This is a genomic window from Pseudomonas sp. St29 (assembly GCF_001547915.1).
Classification (GTDB): Bacteria; Pseudomonadota; Gammaproteobacteria; order Pseudomonadales; family Pseudomonadaceae; genus Aquipseudomonas.
On the sequence record NZ_AP014628.1, the window covers coordinates 6,667,989 to 6,691,044 of the forward strand.

Here is a 23,056-nt window from a genome sequence, read left to right on the forward strand (position 1 = left end):
CCCAATGAATGTCATGCACAACCCGGAGCTTGAAAGCCGGCGCAACACCCTCGGCGAGCTGTTCAAGCGTTATGAGCCGCAAGTTCACCAGCACTATCAGGCGATCAGGCAAGCCGTGGTCCGCTGGGAGTATTCCCTAGGCCCGACCCTGGAGCTCATCCCCTTTGAACGCTTGATACCCAGCGTCAGCAAGGAGGGAAAACCCCTGGCGTCGCTGAGCAAGGCCAGCCGTGAATCGAAGAATCTGCAGGCCTATGGTTTCGATGCCGACGGACAACTGATCCTGAGCATCAGCCGCTTTGACAAGGACGTGACCACCTACGGTGAAAACGTCCGCTATCGCCATCTGTTCGATGGCAAGGCCCTGATCGTCAGCGCGCACATTTATGAAGCACGACCGGCGGAGTCGCGCCTGCTGTCCCTGTGCTGGACCTTTAGCGCCGACAACCTGAACCACTACCTGTCCGTCACGCCACCCAACAACTGGTACGTCCGCGTCGACCAGTTGCAAGCCGGGCGTGTCGCCAGGGCCTCGACCTTCGCCACCAGTTGGTTCAAGCAGCTCGACTATGACCTCGGCTATGACCCGGATCAGAACCTGTCGACGGTCATGATCGGTGAGCACCTGCATTGGCAGCGCGGCAGCTGACAGGGTTCAAGGCTGGCCGGGAGTCTATTACCAGTAGGAACAGATGATGATCTTGAGCTGGAAACCTCCGATCCAATACAACCCGAAGTTGATCGGCTCCTACGACGTCGAGAGCGGTGCCTATCAAACCCCGGGCTCCAGTTTCGATTACCTGGCCCTGCTCGCCGGGCAGCCGTATCCAAAGGCAATGGACACGCCGCCGGTGTTTTTCCAGTGCAAGGCCAAGAAGCTGCTGGAGCATGATTGCCTGTGGCTGCTGGGGGGCATTCCCCTGGTGTCGGCGCGCCTGGCGGACTTTCTCCGCCAGCAGGCGCCGGCCGATGTCGAGCTGATCCAGCCCTTGCGCCTGGTGGCCGACCACCAGGAGGTCAGCCAGCCGTACTACATCGTCAACGCCATCCAGGCCGTCAAGGCCATCGACCACGCGCGCTCCGAAGCGGAGCGCGACGATGACGGCACCCTGCTCTACTTCAACAAGACCTGGTTTCTCGAAAGCGCCCCAGGCATGGGCCAGATCGCCCGGGAGCCGGAGTCCGGCGACTTGTTGATCAGCGCAACCCTGGCCGACCGCTTGATCGACACTGGCTTCAAGGGTGACAAGGGACTGGGGCTGTACAGCGCCGAACGGCGTTTCGTGCCTTATCGGAACAATGCCTGAGCGCCTGGGGGCATCCGATCAGATCGCCGAGCCGCGATTCTTGCCCGGCTGGATGATCAGCAACCGATCCAGATCGCGCCTTCTGGCGCGGGTGACCAATGCCAGCGCGGCGGGCAGGTCCTGCTTGAACCGCTCGAAGTTGGGCAACCACTTCAAGAAATCCGGATCATGTGGGAGCAAGTCATGAAGCAATTCAGCTACAACGAGGACATAAACGCCCTGGAAATACCGGCCCAGCAGTTCGCCGCAGGTATCGAATACGCCAGCAAGAAGGGCTACGCCAACCTCCGGGTCATGGGCTCTGCCAAAGCGGCCAAGGGTGCGCCGCTGGACCTGAGTGCGCTGAATGGGCACAGCGGCGTGCAAGCGCTGGACCTGTCGGACGACCTCGACCTGAAGCAGGTGGATTTGAGCCCGCTGTACGCGTTGCCGCAGCTGAAGCTGCTGTCGATCCCCTACCTCAAGGAACGTATCGACTTCTCGCGACTGCCCAGCCTGGAGACGCTCTACATCACCGGCGCCGACGAAGCGCTGGAGCCCCTGGAACTGCCCCGGCTCAAGCACCTGCTGCTGGTGGCGGTGAAGAATCAGGATTGCGGGTTTCTCTCGAAGCTCAGCGCGCTGCAGGAACTGCGAATCAGCGGCGGCAACATCGAGCGACTGGCCGGCCTCGAGACGCTGGACGAGCTGGCATCGATTCAGATCCAGCACAGCCCGAAGATGCTCGATATCAGCGCCATCAACGCGCTCAAGAACCTGAAGACCCTGCACATCGAAAAATGCAGCCAGTTACGGGACTACGGATTCCTGTCATACAACAAGACCCTTGAGGAGGTGTTCATTTCCGAGCTCGACTCGGTGTCGTTCGCCCCGGCAATGGAGCACCTGAGCTCACTGCAATTCTGGGACCTGAAAGACGGCGACATGAGCCCACTGCTGACCTCCAAGAGCCTGAAAGAGGTCTACTTCCATCCGAAGAAAAAGCACTACAGCCATAGCCTCAAAGAGATCAATGCCGCGTTCGGCAAGTGAGCAGAGGTTTGTACATCAGGCTCAACGACGGTCGGGGCGGGTCGTCGTAGCGCCGTTTCATGATTGAAGGACTCATCAAGAAATGAAAGCAGGCACCCATCAATTGCGCAGCCACTTCGAAAAGGCACTCCAGCTTTTCTTGAAGAGCGAACTCGCGGTTTATCCCGGCGTGAAAGTCACCCGGAACAAAGTGCTGATTACCCAGAAAGAATCGGGCGCCGTGGCGACCTTGCATTTCGAGTACCTGGCCAACACCCGCGCCTACGAAATCATCATCTTCGTCGAACACCCGGCCCTGCAGGCGGAGATCGAGCGGATAAGCCCGCCCTACCCGTCCAACCTGGCCAATCCGAAATTGCTCTACTGCATGTCGACGGTCAGCGAAAAAGACGGCTGCCCACTGCTGCCCGTGACCGAACAAGGCATTGAAAATACCTGCCAGGTGATGCTGCGCCGGCTCCAGGATGTTCACCTGCCTATCCTGTACAACCTCCTCAATGTCAGCCCCGCACTGGTGAGCGATGTCATCGAGAGGCCAAAGTATTACGCCTATCCGGTCCCACTGATTGTTATCGCCTTGAAAACCAACGCAATCCAACCGGACGACGCAACGCTGGCGAAGATTCTGAGCGAGCAGACCCTGGGCTACACCAACAACCAGGAACTGAAAGCGTCGTTCAACAAGCAACTCCTGGCAGCGCTGAGCTGAGCAATTGCCGGAGTGCCGTGGCAGATCAGGCCGAGCCGCGATTCTTGCCCGGCTGGATGATCAGCAACCGATCCAGCTCGCGCCGTCTGGCGCGGGTGACGAACGCCAGCGCGGCGGGCAGGTCCTGCTCGAACCGCTCGAAGGTCGCGCGATCGATGGCGTAGTACTCCTCGTAGTCGACCACGCCGAGGCTGACCGGGAAGGAGACGTAGTGCTGGCCGCTGAGTGCTTCGATGCCCATGGAGAACATCTCTTCGCGGTTGACAAACAGATCGATGAATTTCATCTGGGTCCCGTGTCTCAGCGAAGGGATCAGGCCCGCTAAGGCTGAGGCTTGAGGCTCTGCATGGCCTGTTTCCACGCCGGCTCGTGGTGCACCAGGTCTTGCGGCGTGGTGGTCAGGGTGGTGATCAGCACCGCCGGCTTACGCTCGATGAACACCTGACGCAGCATCAGCTCGCGACCTTCGCGTTTCCAGCTGTAGTCCAGCAGGACCGATGCGTGGCCGTGCATGTCGAAGTCCCAGCGCTTGATCAGGGTGAAACCCGGCAGTTGCTGTTCGGCGGAGCGCAGTTGTCCGGCGACATAATCGGCGAAGGCGGCATCGCCCTGGCTCGGGTCGCGGCTGATGACGAAACTGGCTTCCTGGGCGCCGCCCACGGCCGGCAGCTTGAAGATGTTGATGCTCTGGTCCTGCCAGGCGTCAGGAATATCGAGATCGGCTTCTTGAATACGGTAGGAGGACAAGGGGTAGGCGTTCCATGCTTAGGGGTCGGACAGCGGCGGATTTTCAAGCAATGACCGGCAACAATCAAGGAACCCGTCGGCAACTCTGAACAATCGCTTTCGCCCCCGCGGGGCACCCGGATCGCCCTCAGCGCGCCTTCAGGCAGGACGCGTAGGCCTGGGCAAAACGCCGGTCGAACCGGAGGGCCTGAGGCTCCTCGGGATCGATGCTGACATTCCACAGGGCCTGCTGCGGCACGTCGTAGCGGACCCAGCCGATGATTCCGCTGCCGGAGGTTTCGTAGAACAGCTGCAGGCTCAGCTGGTCGCCATCATCGCGGTCGATCAGCAGCTTGAGGCGCTCCGGGGTGGTGAAGTCGCGGTAGGGGAAATCGCTGCTCCTGACCATTTCGGTGAGGTGGCCGTAGCAGCCCTGGCCCGGGTTGGCGTCGTCGGCCAGGGCCGGCAGGCTGGGGCCGGTGAGCAGCAGACTCAGGCCCAGGGAGCTCAAGTACCGCATGACTGGCCCTTGAGGGTGAGGGTTTCGACCTGGTCGTTCATCTCGATCTTCGCCAGCACCTGGCGGTCGTGGGACTCCTGGTACTCGCTGAAATTGTTGCGCTTGAGGATGTTCAGGGTCACGCGGATGTGGGCACCGGCATTCTGGTACTCGCTGCGCTCGGGGCCCTGGGCGCCACCGGTGAGTTCCAGCAATTGGCCGCCGCTCTTGAGGTACAGATAGCGCTCGTCCACTTCCACCAGCAGGCGCGGGGCCTTGGCTGGCACGCTGTAGTCCTCGCGGGCCAGGGAGTAGCCGCAGAGCCAGGAGCCGCGACTGTCGTATTGCTGACTGTGGAACCAGCTGAGGGCTTCGCGGTAGCCGATCTGGCCGAGGCGCGAATCGCCGGCGGCCCAGGCCGCTGGCAGGTTCAGGGCGAGGATCGAGCCCAGCGCCATGGCGGCTGCGCCGGAGCGCCCCAGGCAGCGAAGGGCGGCTGCCAATGCTGAGGTTTTGTCAGGGGTGCGGGTCATCCTTGGCCTTGGGTCGCGAGCGAACAATCGCGCATCCTAGCCACGCCACTACAGCTGCGCAAGGGCCAGCGGCGGGCAAAAAAAATAGGCACCCGATGCGCTCGGCGTGCCTATTTTCCCCTGCGCGCTCCCGCTGTGGGAGCCCGCGCAATGCTTATGGGTTGACGCTGTCTTTCAGCGACTTGCCCGGTTTGAATGCCACGGTGTTGCTGGCCTTGATCTTTACCGGCTCGCCGGTTTGCGGGTTCTTGCCGGTACGGGCGCCACGGTGACGTTGCAGGAACGTACCAAAACCGACCAGGGTGACGCTGTCTTTACGGTGCAGAGCCCCGGTGATTTCCTCAAGGATGGCGTTGAGCACGCGATTGGCCTGCTCTTTGGTCAGGTCCGCTTTTTCAGCAATGGCTGCGGCGAGTTCTGGTTTACGCATAGTGTGAAGCCTCTTTGACGGTTTTTTGTTGTTATGTCCGTGCTGTTCACGGGAACAGCGCCCAAGGCGCCGCAGGCTCTACGCTGCGGCAGACGGGTGTGAGGATGGCACGCGCTTGAAGGTGGCGCCAGTCTTGGCGCGACCTTTGTAGGGGCAAAATCCCGGTTATTCCGACAGAACGACCGGTATTTAAGCCAGCAGGGCCGGGAGTTCCTTGTTCAGGGCCAGTTTTTCCATCACCGCCGCCCCGGTCAGGGCGTAGCCCAGCAACCGGCCGCTGGCGTCACGGCACAGGACCTTGATGTCGGCGCCCTGCCCTTCGACGCTCCAGACGCCTTCGGCGCCCCGCGGTGGCGGCGACACCACCAGTGGACAGACCGGGGTCTTCACGGTGATCGGCATCGGTCCGTAGCTGACTGCCGTCGGCGTGCCGGCCAGGGTCTGCGCCAGCGCCCGGGCACAGCTCATCAGCGGCATCACGTACAGCAGGTTGAGGCCATCGACCTCGGCGCAATCGCCCAGGGCGTAGATGTTGGCGTGGGAGGTTTTCAGCTCGCGGTCCACCACCACGCCGCGATTGACCACCAGCCCGGCCGCCGCGGCCAGATCGATGCGCGGGCGCAGGCCAATGGCCGAGACCACCAGGTCGCAGGCGATCACCTGGCCATCGGACAGATGGGCCTCCAGGCCATCACCGCTGCGTTGCAGGCGGTTGAGCACCGGCCCCAGGTGGAAGCGCGCGCCGAGGCTTTCCAGCCCGGCCTGGACCGCCGCGGCGGCGGCCGGGTGCAGCAGGGTCGGCATCACCTGTTCGCACGGGGCCACCAGGTCCACGCTGTAGCCGCCGAGGATCAGGTCGTTGGCGAACTCGCAGCCAATCAGCCCGGCCCCCAGCAACAGCACCCGGCGCTTGCCGGCGGCGGCGTTGCGAAAGCGTGCGTAGTCTTCCAGGTCATTGATGGGAAAAATCAGCTCGGATGCGTCGCCCTGCACCGGTACGCGCACGGTCTCCGCGCCCCAGGCCAGGATCAGGTCGCGATAGGTCACCGCCTCTTCACCGATCCACAGGCGCTTGTGGCCCGGGTCGATGCCGCTGATGCGGGTGTGGGTGCGCACCTCGGCCTTGAGCTGCTCGGCCATGGCGCCGGGCTCGGCCATGCTCAGGCCGTCGGCATCCTTGTTCTTGCCGAAGCCGGTGGAAAGCATCGGCTTGGAATAGGAACGGCCATCATCGGCAGTGATCAGCAGCAACGGCGTCTGGCCGTCGAGCTTGCGAAATTCCCGGGCCAGGTTGTAACCCGCCAGGCCTGTCCCCACGATCACCACCGGTGCGCTCATTCCCTGCTCCTTGTCATTGGTCGTTCAAGCCACAAAAGTCGATCAAGCGATCTCGATCATTTCGAAATCCATCTTGCCCACGCCGCAGTCCGGGCAGAGCCAGTCTTCGGGCACGTCTTCCCAACGGGTCCCCGGCAAAATACCGTCGTCCGGCCAGCCTTCCGCTTCGTTATAGATCAGGCCGCAGACCACACATTGCCACTTTTTCATTGCTGCATTTCCTCGGGAGTTCAGGCTCGGTCGATGAATCGACTCTAAAGGCCACGCTGATCAGCGTTCGGCACTGGGGTTTTTTACTGATCACTACCGGCAGATGCAAGCAGGTTCGTGTCGCCGGACGTCCTGGATCAATCAAAATCGCCGATCGTCATGCTAAGCTCGCCGCCTCATTTGCTGCCAATACTGACCCACTGTGCCGCACTCAATGCCCCCCGCTCCGGCCCCCACCTGGCTGGCGCAAAGCCGTCTGTCCCCCTTCCCCGGCGCAGCCGTGGCCAACTGGCTGTTCGATGAAGGGTCGCTGACCCGGCGCCTGACCCGCCTTTCGCAAAACGGCTTCAGCGTCACGCCGCTGGTGGAAGAATGGCAAACCCTGCGCCACGACGAATGCGTCGCCCTGGACCTGCCCGAACAGAGCATCGGCTGGGTCCGCGAGGTGTACCTGCGGGGCCACGGTGAAGCCTGGGTCTTCGCCCGCAGCGTCGCCGCCCGCAGTGCCCTGGAAGACGGCGGCCTGAACATCGATGAGCTGGGCAGCCGCTCCCTGGGTGAACTGCTGTTCTGCGACCAGGCCTTTGCCCGCCGTCCCATCGAGGTCTGCCGCTATCCACAGGCCTGGCTGCCCGACGCGGTGGCCAGCGACGGACTCTGGGGCCGTCGCTCGCGCTTCGATCGCGGCCCCTTGAGCCTGCTGGTGGCCGAAGTCTTCCTGCCCAGCCTGTGGCGCGCCATCCAAGCCCAACCGGAGGCCTGCTGATGTACCTGAGCCTGCTCAAATCCCTCAATCGCCTGCACCCGCGGGCCTGGGACTTCCTGCAACTGGCGCGCATGGACAAGCCCATCGGCATCTATCTGCTGCTGTGGCCGACCCTGGTGGCCCTGTGGATTGCCGCCGAGGGCAAGCCGTCCCTGAGCCATGTGCTGATCTTCACCTTCGGCGTGGTCCTGACCCGCGCCGGTGGCTGCGCCATCAACGATTTCGCCGACCGCAAGGTCGACGGCCAGGTCAAGCGCACCGACCAGCGGCCCCTGGCCACCGGCAAGGTCAGCGCCAAGGAAGCCCTGGCGCTGTTCGCGATACTGATGGGCGCCGCCTTCCTGCTGGTGCTGTGCACCAACGCTACCACGGTCTGGCTGTCGTTCGGCGCCCTGGCCCTGGCCGCCTGCTACCCCTTCATGAAGCGCTACACCTATTACCCGCAGGTGGTGCTGGGGGCCGCGTACTCCTGGGGCATCCTGATGACCTTCACCGCGCAGAACGGCGAACTGCCGGCCACTGCCTGGCTGCTGTACATCGCCAATCTGCTGTGGACCGTGGGCTACGACACCTACTACGCCATGACCGACCGCGACGACGACCTGAAGATCGGGGTCAAGTCCACGGCGATCCTGTTCGGCGATGCCGACCGGGTGATCATTCTCACCCTGCAGGGCCTGTCACTGGGCTGCCTGCTGCTGGCCGGGGCGCGCTTTAACCTGGGGGGCTGGTTCCACCTGGGGCTGCTGGTGGCGGCGGGGTGTTTTGCCTGGGAGTTCTGGTACACCCGGGATCGCGACCGGATGAAGTGCTTCAAGGCCTTCCTGCACAACCACTGGGCGGGCATGGCGATCTTTATCGGCGTGGTGCTGGATTACGCGTTGCGCTAGACCGTCAGGCAAGGCCCTGCGGGCCTTTTCGCAGCTTCGCCATGGCTCGGCAGCGGCTACAGAGATCGGTGTAGCCGCTGCCGCAGGCTGCGAACGGCCCGAGGTCAGTCGGACTTGGCGACCTTCCAGGCGCCATCCATCTTGCCGTCACCGATCATGTCGCCGGCCTTCTTGTCCATCACGAAGCTGTACAGCGGCTTGCCGTCATAGGCCCATTGCATCTTGCCGTCGTCACGCTTGATCACCGTCCACTTGCCCATGGCCTTGTCGCTGCCTTCGGCCATCAGCGGCGGCCAGTTGGCGGCGCATTTGTCGTTGCACATGGACTTGCCACCGGTGTCCTTGGCAAAGGTGTAGAGGGTCATGCCCTGGAGATTGACCAGCACGCCGTCCTTGCTCATCGCCGGGTCGGCGGCCAGGGCGAATGTCGGCAGGGCCAGGACAGCGCCTACCAGCAGGACTTTCAACGATTGCTTGAACAGAGTCATGGAAACCTTCTTTTGTGGTTGTCAGGAATCGGACTCAAAGCTTAGTCGACGAACAAGCACCGCGCTGTGCCACCTGAAATACTGTCACACGACTGCAATAATTCCGTTATCTAATGCGGCGCAAGACAGTTAAATGACAAGAGGTTCCAGCATGGTTGGCAGAAGCATTCTGATCGTTGACGACGAAGCGCCGATTCGCGAAATGATCGCCGTCGCGTTGGAAATGGCCGGCTATGACTGCATGGAGGCAGAGAACTCCCAGCAGGCCCACGCCATCATCGTCGACCGCAAGCCGGACCTGATCCTGCTGGACTGGATGCTCCCCGGCACCTCCGGCATCGAGTTGGCGCGACGCCTCAAGCGCGACGAACTGACCGGCGACATCCCGATCATCATGCTCACCGCCAAGGGCGAAGAGGACAACAAGATCCAGGGCCTGGAAGTCGGCGCCGACGACTACATCACCAAGCCGTTCTCCCCCCGCGAGCTGGTGGCGCGCCTCAAGGCCGTGCTGCGCCGCGCCGGCCCCACCGACGGCGAAGCACCGATCGAAGTCGGCGGCCTGCTGCTGGACCCCATCAGCCACCGGGTGACCATCGACGGCAAGCCGGCGGAAATGGGCCCCACCGAATACCGCCTGCTGCAGTTCTTCATGACCCACCAGGAACGCGCCTACACCCGCGGCCAACTGCTGGATCAGGTCTGGGGCGGCAATGTGTACGTCGAGGAACGCACCGTGGACGTGCACATCCGCCGGCTGCGCAAAGCCCTGGGTGACGCCTACGAGAATCTGGTACAAACCGTGCGCGGCACCGGCTATCGTTTTTCCACCAAGGCCTAACAACAGCGGCAAGCTATAAGCCACAAGCGGCAGGTTGATGACCGACCGCCTCTGAACTTGCAGCTTGCGGCTTACAGCATGGAGCTGCTTTTCAACGTGAATCAAAACTGGCATGGCACCCTGATTCGCCACCTGTTGCTGTTGATCACCGGCTGCCTGCTGGTGGGCCTGATCAGCGGCTACTACGGTTGGAGCCTGGCCGCCGGCTTGGGGCTCTACCTGGCCTGGACCCTCAAGCAGCTGCTGCGCCTGCACGAATGGCTGCGCCTGCATCAGCCCGATGAAGCGCCGCCCGATGGCTATGGCCTGTGGGGCGAAGTCTTCGACAGCATCTATCACCTGCAACGCCGCGATCAGCGGGTACGCGGGCGCCTGCAGGCGGTGATCGACCGGGTCCAGGAGTCCACTGCGGCACTGAAAGACGCGGTGATCATGCTCGACAGCGACGGCAACCTGGAATGGTGGAACCGCGCCGCCGAAACCCTGCTGGGGCTCAAGACACCCCAGGACAGCGGCCAGCCGGTGACCAACCTGGTGCGCCACCCGCGCTTCAAGGAGTACTTCGAGCAGGACAACTACGCCGAACCGCTGGAGATCCCTTCTCCGGCCAACGACCGGGTGCGCATCCAGCTGTACATCACCCGCTACGGCAACAACGAGCACCTGATGCTGGTGCGCGACGTGACCCGCATCCACCAGCTGGAACAGATGCGCAAGGATTTCATCGCCAACGTGTCCCACGAGCTGCGTACCCCGCTGACGGTGATCTGCGGCTACCTGGAAACCCTGCTGGACAACGTCGACGAAGTGAACCCGCGCTGGAGCCGCGCCCTGCAGCAGATGCAGCAGCAAGGCGGACGCATGCAGACCCTGCTCAACGACCTGCTGTTGCTGGCCAAGCTGGAAGCCACCGACTACCCGTCGGACAACCAGCCGGTGCCCATCGACGCGCTGCTGCAATCGATCAAGAGCGATGCCCAGGCGCTGTCCGGGGAGCGCAACCAGCGCATCACCCTGGAGGCCGATGGCTCGGTGCAACTCAAGGGCAGCGAAGCGGAACTGCGCAGCGCCTTCTCCAACCTGGTGTTCAACGCGGTGAAATACACCCCGGCCGAAGGCAATATCCGCATTCGCTGGTGGGGTGACGACCAGGGCGCGCACCTGAGCGTGCAGGATTCGGGGATCGGCATCGACAACAAGCACCTGCCGCGCCTCACTGAACGCTTCTACCGGGTGGACTCGAGCCGCAACTCCAACACCGGCGGCACCGGCCTGGGCCTGGCCATCGTCAAGCACGTGCTGCTGCGCCACCGCGCGCGCCTGGAAATCAGCAGCGTGCTGGGCCACGGCAGCACCTTTACCTGTCATTTCGCCCCGGCCCAGGTGAAAAAAACCGCGACCCCCAGCCTGACCGAACAGCGCTGACCGTGGCGTGCCCCTAGGCAATCGCCCTGTCAGCCGCTACATTGCGTAGCTTGTGCCTGCCCTTCAGGCACCGCCTTTCCTTCTTTTTCGAATACACGGAACCCGCAAAACTCCATCATGGACCCTTCCCCTGGTTTTACCCTCGCGTCTCTGTTCGCCGACTTCGGCATGATTCTTTTTGCTCTGATCCTGGTCCTGCTCAACGGTTTTTTCGTTGCCGCAGAGTTCGCCATGGTCAAGCTGCGCTCGACCCGGGTCGAAGCCATCGCCCACAAGAACGGCTGGCGCGGGCAGATCCTGCGCACCGTGCACAGCCAGCTCGATGCCTACCTTTCGGCCTGCCAGCTGGGCATCACCCTGGCCTCCCTGGGCCTGGGCTGGGTCGGCGAGCCGGCCTTCGCCCACCTGCTGGAGCCACTGCTGGGCGCGGTGGGGGTCAACTCCCCGGAAGTGATCCGCGGCGTGTCGTTCTTTACCGCGTTCTTCATCATTTCCTACCTGCACATCGTGGTCGGCGAGCTGGCGCCCAAGTCCTGGGCGATCCGCAAGCCCGAGCTGCTGTCGCTGTGGACCGCGGTGCCGCTGTACCTGTTCTACTGGCTGATGTACCCGGCCATCTACCTGCTCAACGCCAGCGCCAACACCATTCTGCGCATCGCCGGCCAGGGCGAGCCCGGCCCGCACCACGAGCACCACTACAGCCGTGAAGAACTCAAGCTGATCCTGCACTCCAGCCGCGGCCAGGACCCCAGCGACCAGGGCATGCGCGTGCTGGCCTCGGCCGTGGAAATGGGCGAACTGGAAGTGGTGGACTGGGCCAACTCCCGGGAAGACCTGATCAGCGTCGAATTCAACGCGCCGCTCAAGGAAATCCTCGCCCTGTTCCGCCGCCACAAGTTCAGCCGCTACCCGGTCTACGACAGCGAGCGCAACGAGTTCGTCGGCCTGCTGCACATCAAGGACCTGCTGCTGGAACTGGCGGCCCTGGACCACATTCCCGAGTCGTTCAACCTGGCCGAGCTGACCCGCCCGCTGGAGCGCGTGTCGCGGCACATGCCGCTGTCGCAGTTGCTGGAGCAGTTCCGCAAGGGCGGTTCGCACTTCGCCCTGGTGGAAGAAGCCGACGGCAAGGTGATCGGCTACCTGACCATGGAAGACGTGCTGGAAGTGCTGGTGGGCGACATCCAGGACGAACACCGCAAGACCGAGCGCGGCATCCTCGCCTATCAGCCGGGCAAGCTGCTGGTGCGCGGTGACACCCCGCTGTTCAAGGTCGAGCGCCTGCTGGGCATCGACCTGGACCATATCGAAGCCGAAACCCTCGCCGGCCTGGTGTACGAAACCCTGAAACGGGTGCCGGAAGAGGAAGAAGTGCTGGAAGTCGAAGGCCTGCGCATCATCATCAAGAAGATGAAAGGGCCGAAGATCATCCTGGCCAAGGTGCTGATGCTGGATTGACGGGCCCCTCGGCCCGTTCGCCAGCACGCCGACGCCTACAGCAGCGGGTCATTTCTTGCCCAGGGTAAAATTCGGCAGATCCCCCAGCGGCTGGTTGAACTGATAGGGAATCGACATCAGCCCCAGCCCGGTATTGCGCTGCACCACGAAATGCAGGTGCGGCCCGCTGCTGTTGCCGGTGTTGCCCGACAACCCCAGCGGGCTGCCCACCGCCACCCGCTGCCCTTCCCGCACACTCACCGAACCTTGCTTGAGGTGCAGGTACACGCCCATGGTGCCGTCGTCGTGCAGCACCCGGACGAAGTTGCCCGCCGGGTTGTCGCCCCGCCCGTTCTGCGCGTTCTCGGTCTTGACCACCACCCCGCCACGCGCAGCAATGATCGGCGTGCCCACCGGCATGGCGATGTCCATTGCGTAGCGGCTCCTGGGCCCGAAATGGCTGTATTGGCCATTGGCCCCCTGGGTCAGGCGAAACGGCCCGCCGCGCCAGGGCAGCGGGTAGCGATAGGCCTGGGCGGCGCCTGCCGGGTCGCCCAGGGAATAACGGAACCTGGGGACATAGCTCAAGGGCTGGTCGGCACGAGTCGCCGTGAGCAGCGCCAGACGCTGCCTGCTGCGGGCCGGCAGCACCTGGCGAATCGGCTGCCCGGGCGCGCCACTGACATTGTTCAGCCCGGTAAAACCCAGCTCGATCTGCACCGGGGCGTACAGGTCATTGCGCACATACAGCGCCTCCACCCCCTTGTGCTTGTGGATATCCAGGCGCACCTGGTGCTCCAGGTGCTCTTCCATGCGGTCGTGAAACACGAACGCCTGGGCGCCCGGCGCAGGCCGATCGCTGTAGGACACCACGCCATCGGCGTCGACGGATTTGTAGACGGTCATCGCCGCCAGCGAGGTGGCCAGCAGGGACAGTCCGCACAACAGCAGCAGGCGCACAAGCATTGGGCAGCCTCTTGGCAGGTTATGCAGGCACGCTAACAGCCGGATATGGAGCTTGTGTGAATCAGGCCGGGGCCAGAGGGTGCGGGCCCGACGCGTCGAAATGGATATCCACCCCCAGTTGCGCGGCCTCCGACAGGTTGACCAGGGCATCGAGGGAGAACTTGTTGATCTTGCCGCTGAGCACGTCATTGAGGCGTGGCTGGGAGATGTTGAGGCGCTTGGCCGCCTCCTTCTGCGATACCCCCCAGGCTTGCACGGTCTTGCCCAGTTCAAGCATCAGCTTGGCCCGCAGGCGCATGTTGGCGGCCTCCTGGGGCGTGGCTTCAAGGGCGTCCCAGACGCTGGCAAAGCGCTGGTTGATCGGTTGGTCAGTCATGGCGTGAACCTGCTTCTTGATATCTGGCACGAGCCAGCTCGATATCCCGCGCCTCGGTCTTGCGGGTGGTCTTGCGCACCGCGTGCAGCACATAAATGACCGCGGGTCGCCTGACCACATAGAACACCCGAAACGCCCCTGAATCCTCATGGATCCTGATTTCGAAAACGCCCGGACCGATGGTTTTCACCGACCTGCAATCGTAGGGCTGTTCCCCCTGCTGCAGCAGATCCAGCTGGAAACCGGCGGCCCGACGGGCATCTTCGGGGAACGCCCGGAGATCCCGCAGCGCGCTCCCGACAAACACCACATCCTTGTGCCTGGGCATCGAACCTCTCCTGTTAATGACCAGGAACAAGGCTAATCAACACGGCCAGGACCGGCCGCGCCGGGTTGTTTCAAGGCATGGCCGCAAGCGCTGAAAGACACGGAGCGCCATGAGCAATCTATATCCAAACAGATATAAATCAAGGGCAAAAAAATCAATCGGACGTACGGCAGAACGTATCGAGGGGTACGGCGAAGGCCTTGCGGCCTGAGGGTTACGGCCTAGGTTGCGAGTGGTTCGCTCGATAGCGGGATGGTGCAGCAGGCCGTCTCAGCGCAAGGCAAAAATCCGCAACGGGAAAAGTGTTTTCCGCAGATTTCCGCAGCTTCGATCCTCGTAGGAGCCGGCTTGCCGGCGAAGAGACCCGCAAGCCTTGTGTTGCTCTTGTGGACGCTTTCGCTGGCAAGCCAGCTCCTACGAAGCGGACTGGGAGGATCAGGCGCCGGGAACGAAGTGCTTCTGCGCGGTACCGCGGGCGATCAGGCGCGAGATGTAGTCGAGCTTCTGCGCGTCCTGGTCGACGAAACGGAAGGTCAGTTGCAGCCACTCGCTGTCCGGCTTGGGCTCCAACGCCACCACCGCATGCAGGTAGCCATTGAGCCGTGCCACTTCGGCGTTGTCGCCCTGCTCCAGGTCCAGCACCGCGCTTTCCAGCACCTGGGGCAGACTGTCGGTACGCTTCACCACCAGCAACGCTTCCTTGATGCTCAGGGCCTTGATCACGCACTGCTGATTGCCGCTGGACAGGCGCAACTGGCCCTGGCCACGACCGCCACTGGCCGCTGTCGCGGGCGCCGGAGCCTTGACCGGAGGGCTGTTGAGCAAGCCGCGCGCCGGCGCTGCGGCTGCAGGGGCCGGTGCAGGGGCCGCAGCCGCCGGTTTGGCGAACGGATTGACCGGAGCCGAAGCCGCCCCCACCACCGCCGGCTTGCCACCGGTCAGGGCGCTCAGGGAGTCATTGCCGAAAGCCGAGTTCATCTTGGTCGGAGCGCTGTTCATCAAGGTGTCGAGCTTGCCGACCTTGTTCAGCGCCTGCTTGACCTTGGTCAGCAGCTGTTCGTTGGTGAAAGGCTTGCTCACATAACCGGACACCCCGGCCTGGATCGCCTGCACCACGTTTTCCTTGTCGCCACGGCTGGTGACCATGACGAAGGGCATGGCTTTGAGCGCCTCTTGCCCACGGCACCAGGTCAGCAGCTCAAGGCCGGACATTTCCGGCATCTCCCAGTCGCACAGGACCAGGTCGAAGGCTTCGCGGGCGAGCATCGCCTGGGCCTTCTTGCCGTTGATCGCGTCTTCGATCTTGATGCCAGGGAAGTAGTTGCGCAGGCACTTCTTCACCAGGTCACGAATGAACGAAGCGTCGTCCACCACCAACACACTTACCTTACTCATCGACCACCCCTTTAAAAATCCCGGCAAGCATAACGCTGGCTGATGGCACTTTGCCAAAACTCTTCAGTCACGCCGGGACTTTTCGTTCGCGGGTGCTGCTTTTCAAATGTGAGAGGCCCAAACAAAAACGCCCGGCCAAAGGGCCGGGCGCTCTTCTCGGGCACTCTTACTTATCGTCAGCTTGATCCGGAACATTAGCGGATTCGCCACTTGTGCCTTCAACTTCTTCCTTCATGCGCTTGAGTCCCAGATGGCGTACATCGGTGCCGCGCACCAGGTAAATCACCAGCTCGGAAATGTTGCGCGCGTGATCGCCGATCCGCTCCAGCGAGCGCAGCACCCAGATAATGCTCAGGACCCGCGAGATAGAGCGCGGGTCTTCCATCATGTAGGTGGCCAGCTCGCGCAACGCGGTCTTGTATTCGCGGTCGATGATCTTGTCGTACTGGGCCACGGAAAGTGCCAGGTCGGCGTCGAAGCGGGCAAACGCGTCGAGGGCGTCGCGCACCATGTTGCGCACCTGGTCGCCGATGTGCCGCACTTCCACGTAGCCGCGCGGGGCCTCGCCCTCTTCGCACAGCTGGATGGCCCGACGGGCGATCTTGGTGGCTTCGTCGCCGATGCGCTCCAGGTCGATCACCGACTTGGAGATGCTGATGATCAAGCGCAGGTCGGAGGCCGCCGGCTGGCGACGGGCGAGGATACGCAGGCATTCCTCGTCGATGTTGCGCTCCATCTGGTTGATCTGGTCGTCGATCTCGCGCACCTGCTGGGCCAGGCCGGAGTCAGCCTCGATCAGCGCGGTGACCGCGTCGTTGACTTGCTTCTCCACCAGCCCGCCCATGGCCAGCAGGTGGCTGCGCACCTCTTCCAGCTCGGCATTGAACTGTTGGGAGATGTGATGGGTTAACCCTTCCTTCGAAATCATGGTTTGCTCCGCAAAAGCTGTGAGCTGCAAGCTACAAGCTGCAAGCTATCTATGTCGTTACCCTGAACCGCTCTCACTTGCCGCTTGAAGCTTGCGGCTGCTTTCTAGCCGTAACGCCCGGTGATGTAGTCTTCGGTCTGCTTCTTCGCCGGGTTGGTGAACAGCGTGTCGGTGTCGCCGAACTCCACCAGTTTGCCCATGTACATGAACGCGGTGTAGTCGGAAACCCGCGCCGCCTGCTGCATGTTGTGGGTCACGATGACGATGGTGAACTTGGACTTGAGCTCGTAGATCAGCTCCTCGACCTTCAGGGTCGAGATCGGGTCCAGGGCCGAGCAGGGTTCGTCCAGCAGCAGCACTTCCGGCTCCACGGCGATGGTGCGGGCAATCACCAGACGCTGCTGCTGACCGCCGGACAGGCCCAGGGCCGAATCATGCAGGCGGTCCTTGACCTCGTCCCACAACGCCGCGCCCTTGAGCGCCCATTCCACGGCCTCGTCGAGCACGCGCTTCTTGTTGATGCCCTGGATGCGCAAGCCGTAGACCACGTTTTCATAGATGGTCTTGGGGAACGGGTTGGGCTTCTGGAACACCATGCCGACCCGGCGACGCAGCTCGGCCACGTCTTCGCCCTTGCGGTAGATGTTGTTGCCGTAGAGGTTGATCGCCCCCTCCACGCGGCAGCCGTCCACCAGGTCGTTCATGCGGTTGAAAGTCCGCAGCAGGGTCGACTTGCCGCAGCCGGACGGGCCGATGAAGGCGGTCACGCGCTGCTTGGGGATGTTCATGCTGACGTCGAACAGCGCTTGTTTCTCGCCGTAGAACAGGCTCAGACCGGGCACTTCGATGGCCACGGTTTCCTGTTCCAGGCTCAGGCTCTGCTTGTCGCGGCCCAGGGCGGACATGTTGATGCCATGGGAATGGGTTTCGTGTTGCATGGTCTCACTCCGTTCGTAGCTGCAAGCTTTTAGCTGCAAGCCGCAAGTTAGGGCAAAGCGGCGCTCCGCCTGGAGCTTGCCGCTTATGGCTTAAAGCTTGAGTGTTAGCTGTCCAGCGCCTTGTATTTCTCGCGCAGGTGGTTACGGATCCACACGGCCGACAGGTTCAGGGTGGCGATCACCAGCACCAGCAGCAGCGCGGTGGCGTACACCAAAGGCCGCGCGGCCTCGACGTTGGGGCTCTGGAAGCCGACGTCGTAGATGTGGAAGCCCAGGTGCATGATCTTCTGGTCCAGGTGCAGGTACGGGTAGTTGCCGTCCAGCGGCAGCGACGGTGCCAGCTTCACCACGCCCACCAGCATCAGCGGCGCCACTTCACCCGCGGCGCGGGCCACCGCGAGGATCATCCCGGTCATCATCGCCGGGCTGGCCATCGGCAGGACGATCTTCCACAGCGTCTCGGCCTTGGTCGCACCCAGGGCCAGGGACCCTTCGCGCACGGTGCGGGGAATTCGCGCCAGGCCTTCCTCGGTGGCCACGATCACCACCGGCACCGCCAGCAGCGCCAGGGTCAGGGACGCCCAGAGCAGGCCCGGGGTGCCGAAGGTCGGCGCCGGCAGGGCCTCGGGGAAGAACAGCCGGTCCACGGAACCGCCCAGCACGTAGACGAAGAAGCCCAGGCCGAACACCCCGTAGACGATGGCCGGAACCCCCGCCAGGTTGTTCACCGCAATGCGGATCACCCGGGTCAGGGTGTTCTGCTTGGCGTATTCGCGCAGGTAGACCGCCGCCAGCACGCCGAACGGGGTGACGATCATGGCCATGATCAGGGTCATCATCACGGTGCCGAAGATCGCCGGGAAGATCCCGCCTTCGGTGTTGGCTTCACGGGGGTCGTCGCTGAGGAATTCCCAGACCTTGCTGAAGTAGAAGCCGATCTTGGTGAAGGTGCCCATGGCGTTGGGCTGGTAGGCGTGCACCACCTTGCCCAGGCCGATCTCGATTTCCTTACCGTTGGCATCGCGAGCGGTCAGGCTGTCACGGTTGAACTGGGCGTGCAGGTCGCTCAGGCGCGCCTCAATCTCCTGGTAACGGGCATTGAGTTCGGCGCGCTCAGCGTCCATGTCGGCCTGGGCGGCGGCGTTCATCTTGCCGTCCAGTTCCAGCTTGCGACCGTGCAGGCGGATGCGTTCCAGACCGGCGTTGATCGCGCCGATGTCGGATTTTTCCAGGGTCTTGAGCTGGGCCGCCAGCTGGTTCACCCGGTTGATCCGCGCTTGCAGCTCGGGCCAGGCGGCCTCGCCTTCGGCGATCACCTTGCCGCTTTCCTTGACGTTGACCAGGTAGCCGTAGAAGTTGCCCCACTCACGGCGCTCGATGGCCATCAGCTCTTTCGGGTAGCTCTGGTTGGTCAGCCACTCGCCGACGATCCAGGTGAAGTCGTTGCCGTTCAGGTCACGGTTGCCGACCTTGATCAGCTCCCGAGTCATGAACTCCGGGCCCTGGTCGGGCACCGGCAGGCCGGCGCTCTTCAGGCGTGCCCGGGGCACTTCTTCCTTCTGCACCACTTCACCGATGACCAGGTGGTTGGCCTGGCCCGGCACGTCGTAGCTGGCGTGCACCAGGTCGGCCGGCCAGAAGTGGCCGAGGCCGCGCACGGCGATCACCGCCAGCAAACCGATGGTCATGATGACCGCGATGGACACCGCGCCACCGCTGATCCAGACGCCCGGGGCGCCGCTCTTGAACCAGTCTTTTAGGGAGTTCTGTTTCACAGACTTCTACCTTTCTTAAAGCGACGAGTATTTCTTGCGCAGACGCTGACGAATCAGCTCGGCGAGGGTGTTCATGACGAAGGTGAACAGCAGCAGCACCAGCGCCGAGAGGAACAGCACGCGGTAGTGGCTGCCGCCGACTTCCGATTCGGGCATTTCCACCGCGACGTTGGCGGCCAGGGTGCGCAGGCCTTCGAACAGGTTCATTTCCATGACCGGGGTGTTGCCGGTGGCCATCAGCACGATCATGGTCTCGCCCACGGCGCGGCCCATGCCGATCATCAGCGCCGAGAAGATCCCCGGGCTGGCGGTGAGGATCACCACCCGCGTCATGGTCTGCCACGGCGTGGCGCCCAGGGCCAGGGAGCCCAGGGTCAGGCCGCGGGGCACGCTGAACACGGCGTCTTCGGCGATCGAGTAGATGTTCGGGATCACCGCAAAGCCCATGGCCAGGCCGACCACCAGGGCGTTGCGCTGGTCGTAGGTGATGCCTAAGTCATGGGAGATCCACATGCGCATGTCGCCGCCGAAGAACCAGTTCTCCATGAACGGGCTCATGTACAGCGAGAGGAAGCCCACCAGGATGATCACCGGGATCAGGATCGCGCTCTCCCAGCCGTCCGCCACTTTCAGGCGCAGCGACTCGGGCAGGCGGCTCCAGGCGAAACCGGCCACCAGGATGCCGATCGGCAGCAGGAGCAGCAGGCTGAAGATGCCCGGCAAATGGCCCTCGACATAAGGCGCGAGGAACAGACCGGCGAAGAAGCCGAGGATCACCGTCGGCATCGCTTCCATCAGCTCGATCACCGGCTTGACCTTGCGGCGCATGCCCGGGGCCATGAAGTAGGCGGTGTAGATCGCCGCCGCCACCGCCAATGGCGCCGCCAGCAGCATGGCGTAGAACGCCGCCTTCAGGGTGCCGAAGGTCAGCGGCGACAGGCTCAGCTTGGGTTCGAAATCGGTGTTGGCCGCGGTGGATTGCCAGACGTATTTAGGCTCGTCGTAGTTCTCGTACCAGACCTTGCTCCACAGCGCGCTCCAGGACACTTCCGGGTGCGGGTTGTCCAGCAGCAGCGGTTGCAGCTTGCCGCCGGCCTCGACGATCACCCGGTTGGCCCGTGGCGACAGACCGAACAGGCCCTGTCCGTCCACCACCTGGTCCACCAGCAGAGTGCGATGGGCGGTGCTGTGGAACACCCCGAGCTTGCCGGCGGCGTCCAGGGCGACGAAGCCCTTGCGACGCTCTTCGGCGGTGATCTCAACGATGGGCGCGGTGCCCATCTGGAAGGTGCGGATCTGCTTCAGGCGCAGCTCGCCATCCGCATCGCGGGCCATGAACCACTGGGCCAGGCCGCCCTTGGAGGTGCCGATGATCAGCGAGATGCCGCCCACCAGCTGGGTGCTTGCGGTGACTTCGGCATTGGCGTCGTCCAGCAGTTTGTAGCGACCGTTGAGGCTCTTGTCCCGCAGGCTGAACACGTCGGCCAGGGCCCGGCCATTGATCACATACAGCCATTGCTGGCGCGGATCGATGTACATCGCCTTGACCGGCTCGGTCATCTGCGGCAGCTCGATGCGGCTCTGCTCGCTGGTGACTTCGCCGGTCATCATGTTTTCTTCGCGGGTCAGCTTCAGCACATGCAACTGCGCCCCGGTGGAACCGGCGACGATCAGCGACGAATCGCTGGCATTGAGATTGACGTGCTCCAGGGCACCGCCCTGCTCGTTCAGGGTGATCGGGGTTTCGCCGTAGGGGTACTCGATGGCCGGCGAGATGGTCTTCTTGCCGTCCGGGTAGCTGACCTTGTAGGTGTGGCGGAACACCAGGGCCTGGCCGTTGGACAGACCGACCACCACCAGTGGATTGCCGGGCTGGTCCTTGCCGATGGAGGTGACGCTGGCGCCCGCCGGGATCGGCAGGTCGACCTTGCGCAGCTCGGCGCCGCTGTCGATGTCGAAGAACAGCGCCTGGCCCTTGTCGGAGACGCGCATGGCCACCTGGTTCTGCTCTTCCAGGGAGAACATCAGCGGCTTGCCGGCGTCCTGTATCCAGGCGGGGGTCAGCGGGTCCTTGGCGGTCAGCTCGGCACCCTGGAACAGCGGCGCGACGACATAGGCGAGGAAGAAGAAGATCAGGGTGATCGCACCCAGCACGGCCAGGCCGCCCACCAGGACGTACCAGCGGGTCAGACGGTCTTTGAGCGCGCGGATACGGCGCTTGCGTTGCAGCTCAGGCGTATTGAAGTCAATGCGCTTGGGGGGAGAAGTCGTAGTCATGGTGGAGTTGGCCAGATCATTCATGCGCACACCCTAGCGGTCCTGTATGACAGAAAGATGACAATGCAGTGACGCAACAAATCCGCCGCGTGGCAGCGCCGGCAGCGGACAGAAAATGAGGTTGTAAGAGCTGGCCGGTCGACGACCAGCGCCTTGAGCCCTGGTCGCCCTTGCGGGCGCTTTGGCTGGCAAGCGCAACGCCGCCCGGCCAGCTCCTACTGATACGACAGGGTCCGGGGGCCGGACCCTTGTGCGGCGGCTTATGCGCCTTCTTTCAGGCCCAGGTCAGCCAGGGCCTTGGCGGCCACCTTGGCAGGCAGTGGGATGTAGCCGTCTTTGACCACCACTTCCTGACCCTGTTTGGACAGGACCAGTTTCACGAACTCGGCTTCCAGCGGGGCCAGAGGCTTGTTCGGGGCCTTGTTAACGTAGACGTAGAGGAAGCGCGACAGCGGGTACTTGCCGTTCAGGGCGTTTTCTTCGGTGTCTTCGATGAAGTCGCTGCTGCCTTTCTTGGCCAGGGCCACGGTCTTCACGCTGGCGGTCTTGTAGCCGATGCCCGAGTAGCCGATGCCGTTCAGCGAGGAGCTGATGGACTGCACAACGGACGCCGAACCGGGTTGTTCGTTGACGTTAGGCTTGTAGTCGCCTTTGCACAGGGCTTCTTCCTTGAAGTAGCCGTAGGTGCCGGATACCGAGTTGCGACCGAATAGCTGGACCGGCTTGTTGGCCAGGTCGCCCTTCACGCCCAGGTCGCCCCAGGTCTTCACTTCTTCCTTGGCGCCGCACAGACGAGTCGAGGAGAAGATCGCGTCGACCTGTTCCATGGTCAGGTGCTGGATCGGGTTGTCCTTGTGCACGAACACTGCCAGGGCGTCCACGGCCACCGGGATAGCGGTTGGCTTGTAGCCGTACTTCTGCTCGAAGGCCGCCAGCTCGGTGTCCTTCATCTTGCGGCTCATTGGGCCCAGGTTGGAGGTGCCTTCGGTCAGCGCGGGTGGCGCGGTGGCGGAGCCGGCGGCCTGAATCTGAATGTTGACGTTCGGGTATTCTTTTTTGTAGTTCTCGGCCCACAGGGTCATCAGGTTCGCCAAGGTATCGGAACCGACGCTGGACAGGTTGCCCGACACACCAGTGGTCTTGGTGTAGCTCGGGATAGCAGGGTCAACAGCGGCAACCGCGTGGGCAGTCGCAACGCCAGCGGCGACAAAGGTCATTGCCGCCATCAAACGCTTCAGTTTCATGCCTTACTCCTAGCAGATAGGGTGTGTTAAGTCGGGGCCAAGTATCTGTAGGCCGTGTGAACACTCTATGTCCGGAATATGACAATTAGATGAAAGGCCAGCACTCCTGAACGCAAGCTGGCCTTTCTTTATACAGCGATAAAAAACTCTGTAGCCGCTGCCGCAGGCTGCGACCGACCCGCAGGGTCGCGACACTCT

The 23,056-nt window shown here is 63.0% G+C and carries 27 protein-coding genes; 9 read left to right on the forward strand and 18 right to left on the reverse strand.

Annotated features, from left to right (window positions below; translation table 11 throughout):
* Window positions 1-4 precede the first annotated feature (4 nt).
* Window positions 5-649 (forward strand): hypothetical protein, encoded by a 645-nt coding sequence (locus PST29_RS29835; protein WP_146189190.1) that lies wholly within the window; start codon window positions 5-7, stop codon window positions 647-649.
* Between the two features lie 52 nt (window positions 650-701).
* The gene (locus tag PST29_RS29840; RefSeq protein ID WP_129405884.1) at window positions 702-1,307 is read left to right on the forward strand and encodes an imm11 family protein; all 606 of its coding nucleotides are present in this window, start codon (window positions 702-704) and stop codon (window positions 1,305-1,307) included.
* An 18-nt stretch (window positions 1,308-1,325) separates the two neighbouring features.
* On the opposite strand, the gene PST29_RS32195 is transcribed toward PST29_RS29840, so the two are convergent.
* On the reverse strand, window positions 1,326-1,463 hold the full coding sequence (locus PST29_RS32195; protein ID WP_162492864.1) for a hypothetical protein: 138 nt from the start codon (window positions 1,461-1,463) through the stop codon (window positions 1,326-1,328).
* Window positions 1,464-1,490: 27 nt separating this feature from the next.
* On the opposite strand from PST29_RS32195, the gene PST29_RS29845 reads away from it, so the two are divergent.
* Together PST29_RS29845 and PST29_RS29850 are read left to right on the forward strand one after the other, a co-directional pair.
* On the forward strand, window positions 1,491-2,339 hold the full coding sequence (locus PST29_RS29845; RefSeq protein WP_108545004.1) for a toxin: 849 nt from the start codon (window positions 1,491-1,493) through the stop codon (window positions 2,337-2,339).
* An 82-nt stretch (window positions 2,340-2,421) separates the two neighbouring features.
* Entirely contained in the window at window positions 2,422-3,048 is a 627-nt protein-coding gene (locus PST29_RS29850; protein WP_060844979.1) for a hypothetical protein, read from the forward strand.
* Between the two features lie 25 nt (window positions 3,049-3,073).
* On the opposite strand, the gene PST29_RS29855 is transcribed toward PST29_RS29850, so the two are convergent.
* The 7 genes from PST29_RS29855 to PST29_RS29885 form a co-directional block, all read right to left on the reverse strand.
* Window positions 3,074-3,334 (reverse strand): hypothetical protein, encoded by a 261-nt coding sequence (locus PST29_RS29855; protein ID WP_060844980.1) that lies wholly within the window; start codon window positions 3,332-3,334, stop codon window positions 3,074-3,076.
* Between the two features lie 35 nt (window positions 3,335-3,369).
* On the reverse strand, window positions 3,370-3,795 hold the full coding sequence (locus PST29_RS29860) for a DcrB-related protein (RefSeq protein WP_060841752.1): 426 nt from the start codon (window positions 3,793-3,795) through the stop codon (window positions 3,370-3,372).
* 127 nt (window positions 3,796-3,922) lie between these two features.
* The gene (locus PST29_RS29865; RefSeq protein WP_060844981.1) at window positions 3,923-4,294 is read right to left on the reverse strand and encodes a hypothetical protein; all 372 of its coding nucleotides are present in this window, start codon (window positions 4,292-4,294) and stop codon (window positions 3,923-3,925) included.
* Window positions 4,282-4,776: a hypothetical protein gene (locus tag PST29_RS29870; protein ID WP_231978989.1), complete on the reverse strand. Its 495-nt coding sequence runs from the start codon at window positions 4,774-4,776 to the stop codon at window positions 4,282-4,284. The genes PST29_RS29865 and PST29_RS29870 overlap by 13 nt, the downstream gene beginning before the upstream one ends.
* A 184-nt stretch (window positions 4,777-4,960) precedes the next feature.
* Entirely contained in the window at window positions 4,961-5,236 is a 276-nt protein-coding gene (locus PST29_RS29875) for an HU family DNA-binding protein (RefSeq protein WP_011064269.1), read from the reverse strand.
* A 189-nt stretch (window positions 5,237-5,425) separates the two neighbouring features.
* A complete protein-coding gene (locus PST29_RS29880; protein WP_060841755.1) occupies window positions 5,426-6,574 on the reverse strand; it encodes an NAD(P)/FAD-dependent oxidoreductase in 1,149 nt (382 codons plus the stop codon).
* Between the two features lie 42 nt (window positions 6,575-6,616).
* Window positions 6,617-6,784, reverse strand: a complete 168-nt coding sequence (locus PST29_RS29885) for a rubredoxin (protein WP_025130776.1) — start codon at window positions 6,782-6,784, stop codon at window positions 6,617-6,619.
* Between the two features lie 202 nt (window positions 6,785-6,986).
* Between PST29_RS29885 and PST29_RS29890 the strand changes: the two genes are divergently transcribed.
* Window positions 6,987-7,550: a chorismate--pyruvate lyase family protein gene (locus tag PST29_RS29890; protein ID WP_060844983.1), complete on the forward strand. Its 564-nt coding sequence runs from the start codon at window positions 6,987-6,989 to the stop codon at window positions 7,548-7,550.
* Window positions 7,550-8,440, forward strand: a complete 891-nt coding sequence (ubiA, locus tag PST29_RS29895; protein WP_060841757.1) for a 4-hydroxybenzoate octaprenyltransferase — start codon at window positions 7,550-7,552, stop codon at window positions 8,438-8,440. The genes PST29_RS29890 and ubiA overlap by 1 nt, the downstream gene beginning before the upstream one ends.
* 104 nt (window positions 8,441-8,544) lie before the next feature.
* Here the strand turns inward: ubiA and PST29_RS29900 are convergent, their stop codons facing one another.
* Complete coding sequence (locus PST29_RS29900; RefSeq protein ID WP_060844984.1) at window positions 8,545-8,928, reverse strand: COG4315 family predicted lipoprotein; 384 nt, start codon at window positions 8,926-8,928, stop codon at window positions 8,545-8,547.
* Between the two features lie 151 nt (window positions 8,929-9,079).
* Here PST29_RS29900 and phoB point away from each other — a divergent pair, with 151 nt between their 5' ends.
* From phoB to PST29_RS29915, 3 genes are all read left to right on the forward strand, one after another.
* The gene (phoB, locus tag PST29_RS29905) at window positions 9,080-9,769 is read left to right on the forward strand and encodes a phosphate regulon transcriptional regulator PhoB (protein ID WP_003177195.1); all 690 of its coding nucleotides are present in this window, start codon (window positions 9,080-9,082) and stop codon (window positions 9,767-9,769) included.
* A gap of 78 nt (window positions 9,770-9,847) precedes the next feature.
* Window positions 9,848-11,194: a phosphate regulon sensor histidine kinase PhoR gene (gene phoR, locus PST29_RS29910; RefSeq protein WP_442963136.1), complete on the forward strand. Its 1,347-nt coding sequence runs from the start codon at window positions 9,848-9,850 to the stop codon at window positions 11,192-11,194.
* A 117-nt stretch (window positions 11,195-11,311) separates the two neighbouring features.
* Complete coding sequence (locus PST29_RS29915) at window positions 11,312-12,652, forward strand: hemolysin family protein (protein WP_016964953.1); 1,341 nt, start codon at window positions 11,312-11,314, stop codon at window positions 12,650-12,652.
* Window positions 12,653-12,700: 48 nt separating this feature from the next.
* Here the strand turns inward: PST29_RS29915 and PST29_RS29920 are convergent, their stop codons facing one another.
* The 9 genes from PST29_RS29920 to PST29_RS29960 all read right to left on the reverse strand — a co-directional run bounded on the left by PST29_RS29920 (window position 12,701) and on the right by PST29_RS29960 (window position 22,858).
* Window positions 12,701-13,597, reverse strand: coding sequence for a peptidoglycan DD-metalloendopeptidase family protein (locus PST29_RS29920; RefSeq protein ID WP_060844985.1), 897 nt, complete (start codon window positions 13,595-13,597; stop codon window positions 12,701-12,703).
* 61 nt (window positions 13,598-13,658) lie between these two features.
* Window positions 13,659-13,973, reverse strand: coding sequence for a helix-turn-helix domain-containing protein (locus PST29_RS29925; RefSeq protein WP_060844986.1), 315 nt, complete (start codon window positions 13,971-13,973; stop codon window positions 13,659-13,661).
* Complete coding sequence (locus PST29_RS29930) at window positions 13,966-14,301, reverse strand: type II toxin-antitoxin system RelE/ParE family toxin (RefSeq protein WP_060844987.1); 336 nt, start codon at window positions 14,299-14,301, stop codon at window positions 13,966-13,968. The genes PST29_RS29925 and PST29_RS29930 overlap by 8 nt, the downstream gene beginning before the upstream one ends.
* A gap of 435 nt (window positions 14,302-14,736) precedes the next feature.
* Window positions 14,737-15,696 (reverse strand): response regulator, encoded by a 960-nt coding sequence (locus tag PST29_RS29935; protein ID WP_060841762.1) that lies wholly within the window; start codon window positions 15,694-15,696, stop codon window positions 14,737-14,739.
* A gap of 166 nt (window positions 15,697-15,862) precedes the next feature.
* A complete protein-coding gene (phoU, locus tag PST29_RS29940) occupies window positions 15,863-16,624 on the reverse strand; it encodes a phosphate signaling complex protein PhoU (RefSeq protein ID WP_016964958.1) in 762 nt (253 codons plus the stop codon).
* Window positions 16,625-16,728: 104 nt separating this feature from the next.
* Window positions 16,729-17,562, reverse strand: coding sequence for a phosphate ABC transporter ATP-binding protein PstB (gene pstB, locus PST29_RS29945; RefSeq protein ID WP_060841763.1), 834 nt, complete (start codon window positions 17,560-17,562; stop codon window positions 16,729-16,731).
* A gap of 104 nt (window positions 17,563-17,666) precedes the next feature.
* The gene (gene pstA, locus PST29_RS29950) at window positions 17,667-19,337 is read right to left on the reverse strand and encodes a phosphate ABC transporter permease PstA (RefSeq protein WP_060841764.1); all 1,671 of its coding nucleotides are present in this window, start codon (window positions 19,335-19,337) and stop codon (window positions 17,667-17,669) included.
* 15 nt (window positions 19,338-19,352) lie between these two features.
* Window positions 19,353-21,386 (reverse strand): ABC transporter permease subunit, encoded by a 2,034-nt coding sequence (locus PST29_RS29955; protein ID WP_173664449.1) that lies wholly within the window; start codon window positions 21,384-21,386, stop codon window positions 19,353-19,355.
* Between the two features lie 488 nt (window positions 21,387-21,874).
* A complete protein-coding gene (locus PST29_RS29960; protein ID WP_016964962.1) occupies window positions 21,875-22,858 on the reverse strand; it encodes a phosphate ABC transporter substrate-binding protein PstS in 984 nt (327 codons plus the stop codon).
* Window positions 22,859-23,056: the final 198 nt, after the last annotated feature.

Coding starts and splice junctions, on each gene's coding strand:
- PST29_RS29835 (WP_146189190.1), top strand. CDS start 5: ATGAATGTCATGCACAACCCGGAGCTTGAAAGCCGGCGCAACACCCTC.
- PST29_RS29845 (WP_108545004.1), top strand. CDS start 1,491: ATGAAGCAATTCAGCTACAACGAGGACATAAACGCCCTGGAAATACCG.
- PST29_RS29850 (WP_060844979.1), top strand. CDS start 2,422: ATGAAAGCAGGCACCCATCAATTGCGCAGCCACTTCGAAAAGGCACTC.
- PST29_RS29855 (WP_060844980.1), bottom strand. CDS start 3,334: ATGAAATTCATCGATCTGTTTGTCAACCGCGAAGAGATGTTCTCCATG.
- PST29_RS29865 (WP_060844981.1), bottom strand. CDS start 4,294: ATGCGGTACTTGAGCTCCCTGGGCCTGAGTCTGCTGCTCACCGGCCCC.
- PST29_RS29875 (WP_011064269.1), bottom strand. CDS start 5,236: ATGCGTAAACCAGAACTCGCCGCAGCCATTGCTGAAAAAGCGGACCTG.
- PST29_RS29880 (WP_060841755.1), bottom strand. CDS start 6,574: ATGAGCGCACCGGTGGTGATCGTGGGGACAGGCCTGGCGGGTTACAAC.
- PST29_RS29885 (WP_025130776.1), bottom strand. CDS start 6,784: ATGAAAAAGTGGCAATGTGTGGTCTGCGGCCTGATCTATAACGAAGCG.
- ubiA (WP_060841757.1), top strand. CDS start 7,550: ATGTACCTGAGCCTGCTCAAATCCCTCAATCGCCTGCACCCGCGGGCC.
- PST29_RS29900 (WP_060844984.1), bottom strand. CDS start 8,928: ATGACTCTGTTCAAGCAATCGTTGAAAGTCCTGCTGGTAGGCGCTGTC.
- phoB (WP_003177195.1), top strand. CDS start 9,080: ATGGTTGGCAGAAGCATTCTGATCGTTGACGACGAAGCGCCGATTCGC.
- phoR (WP_442963136.1), top strand. CDS start 9,848: ATGGAGCTGCTTTTCAACGTGAATCAAAACTGGCATGGCACCCTGATT.
- PST29_RS29915 (WP_016964953.1), top strand. CDS start 11,312: ATGGACCCTTCCCCTGGTTTTACCCTCGCGTCTCTGTTCGCCGACTTC.
- PST29_RS29920 (WP_060844985.1), bottom strand. CDS start 13,597: ATGCTTGTGCGCCTGCTGCTGTTGTGCGGACTGTCCCTGCTGGCCACC.
- PST29_RS29925 (WP_060844986.1), bottom strand. CDS start 13,973: ATGACTGACCAACCGATCAACCAGCGCTTTGCCAGCGTCTGGGACGCC.
- PST29_RS29930 (WP_060844987.1), bottom strand. CDS start 14,301: ATGCCCAGGCACAAGGATGTGGTGTTTGTCGGGAGCGCGCTGCGGGAT.
- PST29_RS29935 (WP_060841762.1), bottom strand. CDS start 15,696: ATGAGTAAGGTAAGTGTGTTGGTGGTGGACGACGCTTCGTTCATTCGT.
- phoU (WP_016964958.1), bottom strand. CDS start 16,624: ATGATTTCGAAGGAAGGGTTAACCCATCACATCTCCCAACAGTTCAAT.
- pstB (WP_060841763.1), bottom strand. CDS start 17,562: ATGCAACACGAAACCCATTCCCATGGCATCAACATGTCCGCCCTGGGC.
- PST29_RS29960 (WP_016964962.1), bottom strand. CDS start 22,858: ATGAAACTGAAGCGTTTGATGGCGGCAATGACCTTTGTCGCCGCTGGC.